A 12,086-nucleotide genomic window follows, 5' to 3' on the forward strand; every position below is an offset into this window, starting at 1 on the left:
CTGATCGCGGGGCAAACCCGCTGCCACAGGGCCCGTGCCGACGCCGAAACCTGTGGGAGCGGGCTTGCCCCGCGATTGGGCCGGTACGGACGACGCATCAGCCCAAGGTATGCCACTCCCGCTTGTCACGCGTAAGCAGCTCATTACCCGCCTCAGGGCCGTCCTCGCCGGCGGCGTATTCATGGACTTCTCCGCCACCGGCCCAGGCATCCAAGAATGGCTGCACCGCACGCCAGCCGTTTTCGATGTTGTCGGCACGCTGGAACAGGGTCTGGTCGCCCGTGAGGCAGTCGTAGATCAGCGTCTCGTACCCCGTCGCCGGGGTCATCTGGAAGAAGTCCTTGTAGGCGAAGCCCAGCTCGACGTTCTCCATGACCAACTCCGGCCCAGGGCGTTTGGCCTGCAGGTCGAACCACATGCCCTCGTTGGGCTGGATCTGGATCTTCAGGTAGTTGGGCTTGGGCCGCTCCAGTTCGGACTCGCGGAACTGGGCATAAGGCGCGGGCTTGAAGCAGATGGCGATTTCGGTGTCGCGCACGCTCATGCGCTTGCCGGTGCGCAGGTAGAACGGCACGCCGGCCCAGCGCCAGTTGTCGATCATCACCTTCAAGGCCACGTAGGTTTCGGTGTGGCTGTCAGGGGCCACGTTGGGCTCCTGCCGGTAGCCCGCCAGACGCTTGCGGCCTTGCTTGCCGGCCACGTACTGGCCGCGCACGGAGTTTTTCAGGGCCATCTTCTGCGACCAGGGGCGTATGGCGCCGATCACCTTGGCCTTCTCGCTGCGCACGGCATCAGCGGCGAACGCGGCCGGGGGCTCCATGGCGACCATGGCCAGCAGCTGGAACAGGTGGTTGGGCACCATGTCGCGCAGGGCGCCGGTGTTGTCGTAGAAGGCGCCGCGGGTCTCGACACCGACAGTCTCGGCGGCGGTGATTTGGACATGATCGATGTAATGGTTGTTCCAGAACGACTCGAACAGGCCGTTGGAGAAGCGGCTGACCAAGATGTTCTGCACCGTCTCCTTGCCCAGGTAATGATCGATCCGGTAGATCTGGCGCTCGGTCATCACACCCAGCAGGCAGGCATTGAGGGCCTCGGCGCTGGCCAGGTCGGTGCCGAAGGGCTTTTCCACCACGACCCGGCGAAAACCGCCGCCCGACTCGTCCAGCAGGCCGGCATCGCCCAGGCGCTGCGCGACTTCAGGGAAGAAGCGCGGCGAGGTGGCCAGATAGAAGATGGCATTGCCGTGGGCGGTCTTGTCGATGCGCCGGGCGATGGCTGCGTAGGTGGCGGGGTCGAGGAAGTCGCCGGTCTGGTAGTCCAGACGCTTGGCCAGGCGCGCCCAGAGCTTGTCGTCCAGGCATTTATTGGCGCCTTCGCCCTTGTCGCGCTCGGCCATGAATTCATGCAAGCGATCGGCGAACGCCTGCGCAGTGGCCGGGTTGTGGTCCACGCCGACGATGCGCAGGTTGCGGTCCAGCAGGCCATCGCGGCTGAGGTTGTACAGCGCCGGCATCAGCAGGCGCTTGACCAGGTCGCCGTTGGCACCGAACAGGAACAACGTGCACGGCGGCGCGGCAGGAATCTTCTGTGGCTTCATTTGCCTTTCTCGACGTGGCCGCCAAAGCCCAGGCGCATGGCCGAGAGAATCTTGTCACCGTAGGTCCCCTGCTGCTGGCGGGAACGGAAGCGGGCGAACAGCGCGCTGGACAGCACCGGCACCGGCACGGCCTGTTCGACGGCGGCATCGATGGTCCAGCGGCCTTCCCCGCTGTCAGATACCGAGCCACTGAAGCGGGCCAACTGCGGGTCGGCCACCAGGGCATCGGCGGTGAGGTCCAGCAGCCAGGAGGTGACCACGCTGCCACGGCGCCACACTTCGGCGATTTCGGCCACGTCCAGGTCGAAACGCTGGTCTTCGGGCAGTTCCGGGCCGCCTTTGCTGCGCAGCAGGTCGAAGCCTTCGGCGTAGGCCTGCATCAGGCCGTATTCGATGCCGTTGTGCACCATCTTCACGTAATGCCCGGCACCGGCGGGGCCGGCGTGAATGTAGCCATGCTCGGCGCGGCCATGCTCGCCTTCGCGGCCCTGGGTCCGAGGGATGTCGCCCACGCCCGGGGCCAGCGCCTTGAACAGCGGCTCCAGGCGCTCGAATACCGCCTTCTCGCCGCCGATCATCATGCAGTAGCCCCGCTCCAGGCCCCACACGCCGCCGGAGGTGCCGACGTCGAGGTAATGCAGGCCACGCGTGGCCAGCTCGGTGGCGCGGCGCATGTCGTCCTTGTAGAAGGTGTTGCCACCGTCGATGATCGCATCGCCCGGCTCCAACAGTTCGGCCAGCTGGGCGATGGTCTGCTCGGTGGGCTCGCCGGCTGGCAGCATCACCCACACAGCGCGCGGGGCCTTGAGTTTCTGCACCAGTGCACCCAGGTCGTGGGCCCCTTGGGCGCCCTCGCCCTCCAATGCCACGACCGCATCACGGTTACGGTCATGCACCACGGTGCGGTGCCCTGCGAGCATCAGCCTTCTCGCGATATTGCCGCCCATGCGGCCCAGCCCGACGATTCCCAGTTGCATGTGCCGAAGCTCCCCTTGGTAAATAGATGACAACGCGGTTCAGGTGTTCAGATTAGTCCAGCGCTCCGCCCGAGGGTTCACCGACGAACGGGGCGACAACGATAAACAAAAAAGTTCCCAAGGCCAGGAAAAGAATTCAGAATGCCCGCCGCACGAGCGTCTACCCTTGTAAGGAACGCTCGTCGATAGGGAGTCGTGTTCAACCTAGAACGGTTTGTCGCCAGTACCGGCACATTCGCGGGCTCGCCCGCTCCCAAAAAAACGTCCAGAATTGCGAGGTGTTTACATGGGTACATTGATGCCTGCTACTCCAACCCAGACCCTCTATGTCACCGTGCGCCGTGACGAACTGCGCCGTCTGAAGGATGAACGCGACCAACTGCGCCAGCAGGTCGCCCAATTGAACCTGCTGCTGGAACAGGCCCGCTGCGAAGACAAGGCCGTCAGTCTCTGATTCATCCCCTCCCTCGCGTGGGAGCTTGTCGGCTCCCACCTTGCATGTTTTTCCCTTCTTAAGATCCAGCGCCGCCCCCTCTCAAGCTATTCATATCCGGTAACAACCCGCCAACGTTTGCGCAGACCTACGGTCACCCTATAAATGACCAGCGGGTCACATTTGTAACGCAACCTCTCCTACACTCGGGATTCCTCCTGCCAAACCGTCTGGGTAACCCGACGGAAAAAAATCGAAACTTTCCAACAAAGCGGCAGGTCAGGAATTAAGTAGGCCAGAGCAACGGGACGACCCCAGCCTCGGCCCACCCACCCCAAACAGTCCGACTGCCTTCGGCTGGAATGCCGATTGCACGGTGTGCTTGCGCGCACGACTCAGGGGCAAGGAACGCACTACGAAGACGTACGACCAGAGAGAACCAACACGACATAACGCAAAGGGTGCCAGCCACCCGACACAAGGGACGGAGAGAAGTATGATCAGTGCCGCTGTCGAGCCTCACGTAGACACATTCAACCCGGACAACCGCGAACCGCTCCTGCCGGACTTCGCCACGACAGCCAAGGCACCCGGCGCCCAGCGGCGTCATAATCTCCACAAGCGCAAGATCCTGTTCGTGACGTCGGAAATCGCCGACCTGGTCAAGACCGGTGGGCTTGGCGATGTGTCATCGGCCCTGCCACGGGCCCTCTCCCATCTGCATGACGTACGTTTGCTGATCCCCGGCTACCGCCAAGTGGTGGAAAGCGACAACCCCATCCATATCGTCGGCGAACTCGGCGGCCATGCGGCACTGCCGCCGTGCAAGATCGGGCGCATGGACCTGCCCGACGGCCTGGTCATCTATGTATTGCTGTGCCCCGAACTGTACCAGCGCGACGGCACGCCCTATGGCGCCAACAATGGCCGCGACTGGCCCGACAACCACATCCGCTTCGCCCGCCTGGGCCTGGCTGCTGCGGAGATCGCCGCCGGCGAAAGCATGATCCACTGGCGCCCCGACCTGGTGCACGCCCACGACTGGCCGGCCGGCCTGGCACCGGCCTACATGCACTGGCGTGGCCTGAACACCCCGACCCTGTTCACCATTCACAACCTGGCCTACCAGGGCGTGTTCAGCCGCGGCTGCTGCCCTGAGCTGGCCATCCCCGACCATGCCTTGCAACAGGAGGGCATGGAGTTCTACGGCAAGTTGTCGTTCCTCAAGGCGGGCCTTGCCTACTCCAGCCACATCACCACGGTGAGCGCCACCTACGCCCGGGAGATCACCACCCCGGCGTTCGGCTGCGGGCTGGACGGTTTCCTCGCCAGCAAGGCCCAGCAAGGCCTGCTCGGCGGCATTCCCAATGGCATCGATGAAAGCTGGGATTCGGCCACCGACAAGTACCTGGAACACAATTTCAGCCTCAACGACTGGGACGGCAAGGCGCGCAATGCACAACAAGTGCGCGAGCTGTTCCAACTTGAGGCATCCGAAGGGCCGCTGTTCGCCGTGGTCTCGCGCCTGGTCTACCAGAAAGGCTTGGACCTGACACTCGGCGTTGCCGATTACATCGTCAGCCAAGGAGGCCAGATCGCTATCATCGGCCGTGGCGAGCCGGAGGAAGAACAGGCCATGCGCGAGTTGGCCCTACGCTACCCGGGCCGCGTGGGCGTGCGCATCGGTTTCAACGAAACCGACGCCCGGCGCATGTTCGCCGGCAGCGACTTCCTGCTCATGCCGTCGCGCTACGAGCCGTGCGGCCTGAGCCAGATGTACGCGCAGCGCTTCGGCTCGCTGCCGGTGGCGCGCAACACCGGCGGCCTGGCAGACACCATCGAGAATGGCGTCACGGGCTTCTTGTTCGACGAGCCCACGGTGGACAGCTACCGCGAGGCACTGGCCCGGGCCTTCTATGTCTATGGCAAGAAGGACCTGCTCAACGCCATGCGCTGCCTGGCCATGACCCAGCCGTTCAACTGGTGCCAGGCAGTGGAACCCTATGCCCGGCTGTACGAGGAGCTGGTCTGCCAGGCCCACGTCGGCCACTACTGAGCGGGGGCACCGAAGATGCACAGGCATGGCGCACACTTGCTGGACGCCACGTCGGCGCGCTTCGCCCTCTGGGCGCCGGATGCGCGCAGCGTGAGCTTGCAGCTGGAACGACAACCGGCGATAGAACTGCTGCCGGAAGGGGATGGCTGGTTCACCGGCCTGGCTCCCTGCCAGGCGGGCAGCCGCTATCGCTATCGAATCGACGACCGACTGGAGGTAGCCGACCCGGCGTCGCGCTACCAACCTGAAGGGATCCATGGACCCAGCCAAGTGGTGGATGTGGCCGGCTACCCCTGGCAACACCCATGGCAAGGGCGCCCCTGGCACGAAGCGGTGATCCAGGAACTGCATGTCGGCCTGCTCGGCGGCTATGCCGGCGTCGCCCAGCAATTGCCGCGCCTGGCCGAACTGGGCTTCACGGCCATCGAGCTGATGCCCGTGGGGCAGTTCCCGGGTGAGCGCAACTGGGGCTACGACGGCGTGCTGCCGTTCGCCCCGCAGCACACCTATGGCAGCCCGACCGAACTGTGCGCGTTGATCGACCAGGCCCACGGCCTTGGCCTGATGGTGATCCTCGATGTGGTCTACAACCACTTCGGGCCCGACGGCAATTACCTGCATGAATACGCCAGCGGATTCTTCCGCGAGGACCGCCACACACCCTGGGGTGCAGCCATCGATTTCCGCAGGCCCCAGGTGCGCGAATACTTCATTCAGAATGCATTGATGTGGCTGTGCGACTACCGCTTCGATGGCCTGCGGCTGGACGCGGTGCATGCTATCGACCAGCCCGATTTCCTGGTGGAACTGGCCGCGCGTGTCCGAGCAGAAGCAGGATCCGACAGCGCAATCGCGGGACAAGTCGGACCACCCCACCGCCGTATCTGGCTGGTGCTGGAGAATGAGCACAACCAGGCCTCGCTCCTGAAGCACGGTTTCGACGCCCAGTGGAACGACGACGGCCACAACGCCCTGCACGTCCTGCTGACCGGCGAAACCGAAGGCTACTATGCCGACTACAAGGATCGCCCCATCGAACAGCTCGCTCGCGCCCTGAGCGAGGGCTTCGTGTTCCAGGGCCAGCCCAATCGCCATGGCACGCCCCGGGGCGAGCCCAGCGGGCACTTGCCGCCCAGCGCCTTCGTGCTGTTCCTGCAGAACCACGACCAGGTCGGCAACCGTGCCCTGGGCGAACGCCTTACCCGCCTCTGCCCGCCCCAGGCGCTGCGTGCGGCCACCGGCCTGTTGCTGCTGGCACCGATGGTCCCACTGCTGTTCATGGGTGATGAAGAAGGCAGCCGCTGCCCGTTCCTGTTCTTCACCGACCACCATGACGAACTGGCCGATGCCGTGCGCGAAGGCCGCCGCGCCGAGTTCGCCCATTTCGCCGCCTTCGCCGACCCGCAAGCGCGCTTGCGCATTCCCGACCCCAACGCCAAGTCCACCTTCGACGCCTCGCGGCCCACCGCACAGGACGTGCTGGCCGGCTGGCACGGCCTGTACCAGCGCCTGTTGGCCCTGCGCCACCGGCATATCACCCCGCACCTGCCCGGCAGCCGCGCTCTGGATGCCAAGGTGCTGGGCGAACATGCGCTGACCGCGCGCTGGCGCCTGGGCGATGGCAGCGAGCTGCGTATCGACCTGAACCTCGCCGCCCAGTCGCAAGCAGTCGCTCTGCCGCCGGTCGAACGCTGGCTGTTCGACAGCAGCGACACCGCACACCTGGACACCACCCTGCCCGCGCACAGCTGCGTGGTCAGCCTGCTGCCCCCCGGCCAGGAGACGCCATGAGCGATATACCCCTGCATCGACTGGCCGCCCGGGTGGGGCTGGCCCGCGACTGGATCGACGCCAACGCCCGCCCGCAGCAGGTCAGCGACGAGGTGCTGCGCAAGGTGCTCGCCGGCCTTGGCCACCCGGCCAACGACGAGGCCGCCATCGCCGCCAGCCTGCTGGCGCTGGACCAGGCCGAAGACCGCGATCACCTGCCACCGCTGCTCACCGCCGACCTCGACCAGCCCCTGGACCTGGCACGCTATTTCAGCCCAGGCAGCACGGTGCACTGCACCCTAGAAGACGGCGACACACGAACGCTCGTCCTGGACAGCCAGGCCCGCCTGCCGGGCGAGCTCCCCATCGGCTATCACCAGCTCGCCCTCGGTGACCGCCGCTTCACCCTTGCCGTGGCACCACCGCGCTGCCATGCCCTGGAAGACGCCATCGACCAGCCGCCCCCACGCTGCTGGGGCCTGTCGGTGCAGCTATACAGCCTGCGCCGCCCAGGCGACGGCGGCTATGGCGACTGCATGGCCCTGGAACAACTGGCCCGCGCGGCCGCCGAACGCGGCGCCGACGCCTTGGCCATCAGCCCGATACACGCCCTGTCGACGGTGGACCAGCGCCATTACAGCCCCTACTCCCCTTCCAGCCGTCTGCTGCTCAACGAGCTTTACGCCAGCCCAGCGGCGCTGCTCGGGGAACGCGAGGTGCGCATGGCCATCGAGGCCTGTGGCCTGCAACACACCCTGGATGAGCTGGAACAAGGCCCATTGGTGGACTGGCCCCGCGCTGCCGATGCCCGGCACCGTCTGCTGCAGGCCTTGTACAAGGACTTCAGCCAGGGCAGCCACCCATTGCACAGCGATTTCGACAGCTTCCGCGAAGCCGGCGGCCAGGCCCTGGCGCACCATTGCCGTTTCCAAGTGCTGCAGGCCGAGGCGGCTGCGCGCGGCCTGGGCGCCGACTGGCGCAACTGGCCGGCCGCCTGGCACGACCCCTACCACCCCGAAGTGGAGGCGTTTGCCAACAGCCATCGCGAACAGGTGCAGTTCCACGCTTTTTGCCAATGGCTCACCGAACGCGGCTTGCAACGGGCCCAGGAAGCCGCCCGCGGCAATGGCATGGCCGTGGGCCTGATCGCCGACCTGGCCGTGGGGGCTGACGGTGCCGGCAGCCAGGCCTGGAGCCGCCAGGACGAATTGCTGGCCGACCTCAAGGTTGGCGCCCCACCGGATATCCTCAACCGCCTGGGCCAGGACTGGGGCATCTGCGCATTCTCCCCGGAGGGCCTCAAGCGCAACGGCTATCGCGCCTTCATCGAGATGTTGCGGGCCAACCTGGCCCATGCCGGCGGCCTGCGCATAGACCATGTCATGGGGCTGCGCCGGTTGTGGCTGATCCCGCGCGGCTCCCGACCCAGCGAAGGGGCCTACCTGAACTACCCGCTGGACGACCTGCTGCGTTTGCTGGCCCTGGAGTCGGTGCGCCACCAGGCGGTGATCCTCGGCGAAGACTTGGGCACCGTACCGGAGGGCCTGCGCGAGACCCTGGCGGCCAAGGCGGTGCTGGGCATGCGCGTGCTGCCGTTCGAGCAAGAGCCGCCCGGGCACTTCAAGCCCATCCTCGACTGGCCGGACAATGCCCTGGCTATCACGGGCACCCATGACTTGGCACCGCTGGCCGGCTGGCTGCAGGCGCGCGACATCGACTGGAGCCATCGCCTGCAACTGGTCGATGCCGCCGCCGAGCTACGCTGGCGGCACACCCGCCAGCTGGAGCGCGATGGCCTGCGCCGCACTTTGGAGCAGAACTATGGCGCCCTGGCCGACGACGACGCCCTGATCGACGCCGCCATCCGCTATGTCGGCCATACCCGTGCCCCGCTGGTGCTGGTGCCGCTGGAGGATTTGCTCGGTTGCGACGAACAGCCCAACCTGCCCGGCACCACCGATGGCCACCCCAACTGGCGCCGCCGCTTCGCCCGCCCGGTGCGTGAGCTGCTGGACGACGAAGATGCCGCACGTCGCCTGGAGCTGTTGGCCCAGGCCCGCGAACAAGCCTGGGAGCGTGACCGATGAAGCCCTTGACCGCCACGGTGCGCCTGCAACTGCACAGTGACTTCACCCTCGACGACGCTGTGCCGCTGGTGCCCTACTTCGCCCGCCTGGGCATCAGCCACGTGTACGCCTCGCCGATCCTCAAGGCCCGAGCCGGCTCGCGCCACGGCTACGACGTGGTCGACCCGACCCAGGTCAACCCCGAGCTTGGCGGCGAGCCAGCCCTGCAGCGCCTGGTTGCCGCCCTGCGCCAGCATGGCATGGGCCTGATCCTCGACACGGTGTCCAACCACATGGCCGTGGGCGGTGCCGACAACCCTTGGTGGCAGAGCCTGCTGGCCTGGGGCCGGCGCAGCCCCTATGCGGAGTTCTTCGATATCCAATGGCACTCCAGCGACCCGTTGCTGGCCGGCCAACTGCTGCTGCCATTTTTGGGCAGCGACTATGGCGTGGCCCTGCAGAACGGCCAGCTGCCCCTGACCTTCGACCCCGAGCAGGGCCTGTTGCAGGTGGCGCATTACGAGCACCGCTTCCCCATCTGCCCGCTGGACTATGGGCGCATTCTCGCCCAAAGCGAGCACCCACAGGTACAAGCCTTGGCGCAGCATTTCACGGCGCTGCACGAAGCCGCCGATCCGTTAGCCGATGCCCTGCCCCTGCAAGCGGAACTGGCGCGACGGGTACGCCAGGGCGATAACCTGGACAGCGCCCTGGCCGCCTTCGACAGCCGCACCGAGGCAGGCTTCAAGCGCCTGCACCTGTTACTGGAGCGCCAGACCTACCGGCTGGCCAGCTGGCGCACTGCGGCAGACGACATCAACTGGCGGCGCTTCTTCGACATCAACGAGCTCGGCGGCCTGCGAGTGGAACGGGCGGTGGTGTTCGAAGCCACCCACGCCAAGCTGTTCGAGCTGATCGAGCGTGGCCTGGTGGACGGCCTGCGCATCGACCACATCGACGGCCTGGCCGACCCCCGCCAGTATTGCCGCAAGCTGCGCCGCCGGGTCGACGGCCTGCTGGCACGCCGGCCCTTGCAGGCGGACGTCGAGCACTTCCCGATCTATGTGGAGAAGATTCTCGGCGCCGGTGAACACCTGCACCGCGACTGGCGCACCGACGGCACCACCGGTTACGAATTCATGAACCAGGTCTCGCTGCTGCAGCACGACCCGGCTGGTGAAGCCCCCTTGACCGAACTGTGGAGCACGGTGAGCGAGCGCCCGGACTTTGCCGAGGAAGTCCGCCAGGCTCGGCACCTGGTGCTCAACGCCAGCCTGGCCGGCGACTGCGAGTCGGTGGCCCAGGCCTTGCTGCAGGTGGCGCGCGACGACCTGATGACCCGCGACCTGACCCTGGGCGCCATCCGCCGGGCCTTGCAGGCCGTGGTCGAGCACTACCCGGTGTACCGCACCTACATCAATGCCTGCGGTCGCCCCGACGAAGACGAAATCTTCTTCCAGCAGGCCTTGGCCGGTGCCCGGCAAAGCCTGGCCGAGGCAGACTGGCCGCTGCTCGAGCACTTAGAACGCTGGCTCGGCGGCCAACCCTGGCGCCAACTGCCGCCAGGCCGGCCGCGCAAGCACCTGCGCCATGCCTGCGTGCGCTTCCAGCAACTGACCGCACCCAGTGCCGCCAAGGCCGTGGAAGACACCGCCTTCTACCGCTCCGGCCGGCTATTGTCGCGCAACGACGTGGGCTTCGAGGCCGAGCGTTTCAGCGCACCGCCACAGGCCTTCCACAACGAAGCGCAACGGCGCCTGCGGGACTTCCCGGACAACCTGCTGGCCACCGCCACCCACGACCACAAGCGCGGCGAGGACTGCCGCGCACGGTTGGCGGTGCTCAGCGAACTGGGGCCCTGGCTGGCCAGCCGGGTCGAGCATTGGCGCGAGCTGGCCGCACCGCTGCGCCAGGCCCTGGGCGACGGCCCGGCGCCGAGCCCGGCGGACGAACTGCTGCTGTTCCAGACGCTGCTCGGCAGCTGGCCCCTGGACCTCGACCTACATGACGCCACGGCCCTGGCACGATACGCCGAGCGCCTGCGCCAATGGCAGCAGAAGGCCCTGCGCGAAGCCAAGCTGCGCAGCAGCTGGAGCGCCCCGAACGAGGCCTACGAACAGGCCTGTGCCACCTATGTCGACGGCTTATTGCTGGCGCCTGAAAACCAACAGTTGCGCCACGCCCTGCACGAGGCCGCGCAGCGCATCGCCTGCCCGGGCGCGCTCAATGGCTTGGTCCAGTGCCTGCTGCGCATGACCACCCCGGGTGTGCCGGACCTGTATCAGGGTAACGAGTTCTGGGACCTGAGCCTGGTCGACCCGGACAACCGCCGCCCGGTGGACTACGCCGCGCGGCGGGCCAGCCTGGACGACAGCCTGCCGTTGGCCGAATTGCTGATGCACTGGCGCGACGGGCGTATCAAGCAGGCGCTGATCGCGCGCGTGCTGGACTGCCGCCACGCCCACCCCGACCTGTTCCAGCGCGGCGCCTACCTGCCACTGGCCGTGCAGGGCCGGCACGCCGACAAGGTCCTGGCCTTCGCCCGCCTGGGCGAGGACGCCCAGGCCATCGTGGTGGTGCCGCGCCTGCCCAGCGCGCTGCTGGGCGGCGCCTCCCTCCCCCTGATCCCGGCGCAGAACTGGGACGACACACGGGTGATCCTGCCGTTTGCCTTGTCACCTGCCACTTGTTCGGGACTTTTTTCCAGCACCGCTGTCAGCCCTTCAAGGGAGCTGAGTTTGAGCACCGTGCTGGCAGAGTTTCCGGTCAACCTGTTGATACAACAATCTTGAACACCAGGAGCGTCATGATGAGCGTCGATGAAAAACGTATCCGCGAATTCGCCTATCAAATCTGGGAATCGGAAGGAAAGCCCGAAGGCCAGGAAGAACGCCACTGGGAGATGGCGCGCAAGCTCGCCGAGGCCGAGGCCCTGGCACCCAAGGCCGCACCGCGCAAGAAGGCCGCGGCCAAACCCAAGGACGTGTTGACCAAGAGCACGGCGCCGGTGCAAAAGCCGGCTGCGGCGAAGAAACCTCGGGCAGTGAAGAAACCGGCTGCGGGTTGACCTCGGTATTTCAGCACGCTGTACCGGCCTTATCGCGGGCAAGCCCATGTCTACCGGACCCTGTGGGAGCCGGCTTGTCAGCGATCGGGCCAGATCAAGAAGGATGCCCGTCCACCC

The 12,086-nt window shown here is 66.4% G+C and carries 8 protein-coding genes; 6 read left to right on the top strand and 2 right to left on the bottom strand.

The annotated features are described in order from the left end of the window. Window positions 1-97: 97 nt before the first annotated feature. Together zwf and gnd are read right to left on the bottom strand one after the other, a co-directional pair. Window positions 98-1,600 carry a glucose-6-phosphate dehydrogenase gene (gene zwf / locus IRZ56_RS16180; RefSeq protein ID WP_196145852.1) on the bottom strand — a complete coding sequence of 501 codons (1,503 nt, stop codon included), beginning with the start codon at window positions 1,598-1,600 and terminating at the stop codon, window positions 98-100. Then, on the bottom strand, window positions 1,597-2,601 hold the full coding sequence (gnd, locus tag IRZ56_RS16185) for a phosphogluconate dehydrogenase (NAD(+)-dependent, decarboxylating) (RefSeq protein WP_328311725.1): 1,005 nt from the start codon (window positions 2,599-2,601) through the stop codon (window positions 1,597-1,599). The genes zwf and gnd overlap by 4 nt, the downstream gene beginning before the upstream one ends. A gap of 262 nt (window positions 2,602-2,863) precedes the next feature. On the opposite strand from gnd, the gene IRZ56_RS16190 reads away from it, so the two are divergent. The 6 genes from IRZ56_RS16190 to IRZ56_RS16215 all read left to right on the top strand — a co-directional run bounded on the left by IRZ56_RS16190 (window position 2,864) and on the right by IRZ56_RS16215 (window position 11,969). Next, a complete protein-coding gene (locus IRZ56_RS16190) occupies window positions 2,864-3,031 on the top strand; it encodes a DUF6026 family protein (protein ID WP_196145854.1) in 168 nt (55 codons plus the stop codon). A 475-nt stretch (window positions 3,032-3,506) separates the two neighbouring features. Further along, window positions 3,507-5,066, top strand: a complete 1,560-nt coding sequence (gene glgA / locus IRZ56_RS16195; RefSeq protein WP_196145855.1) for a glycogen synthase GlgA — start codon at window positions 3,507-3,509, stop codon at window positions 5,064-5,066. 15 nt (window positions 5,067-5,081) lie between these two features. Next, window positions 5,082-6,857 (top strand): malto-oligosyltrehalose trehalohydrolase, encoded by a 1,776-nt coding sequence (gene treZ / locus IRZ56_RS16200; RefSeq protein WP_196145856.1) that lies wholly within the window; start codon window positions 5,082-5,084, stop codon window positions 6,855-6,857. Continuing rightward, window positions 6,854-8,923: a 4-alpha-glucanotransferase gene (malQ, locus tag IRZ56_RS16205; RefSeq protein WP_196145857.1), complete on the top strand. Its 2,070-nt coding sequence runs from the start codon at window positions 6,854-6,856 to the stop codon at window positions 8,921-8,923. Before treZ ends, malQ begins: the two co-directional genes overlap by 4 nt. After that, window positions 8,920-11,694 carry a malto-oligosyltrehalose synthase gene (locus IRZ56_RS16210; RefSeq protein WP_196145858.1) on the top strand — a complete coding sequence of 925 codons (2,775 nt, stop codon included), beginning with the start codon at window positions 8,920-8,922 and terminating at the stop codon, window positions 11,692-11,694. Before malQ ends, IRZ56_RS16210 begins: the two co-directional genes overlap by 4 nt. A gap of 14 nt (window positions 11,695-11,708) precedes the next feature. After that, window positions 11,709-11,969, top strand: coding sequence for a DUF2934 domain-containing protein (locus IRZ56_RS16215; RefSeq protein WP_196145859.1), 261 nt, complete (start codon window positions 11,709-11,711; stop codon window positions 11,967-11,969). Window positions 11,970-12,086 lie beyond the last annotated feature (117 nt).

Origin of the sequence: Pseudomonas guariconensis, from assembly GCF_015680235.1 — a bacterium.
Classification (GTDB): Bacteria; Pseudomonadota; Gammaproteobacteria; order Pseudomonadales; family Pseudomonadaceae; genus Aquipseudomonas; species Aquipseudomonas guariconensis_A.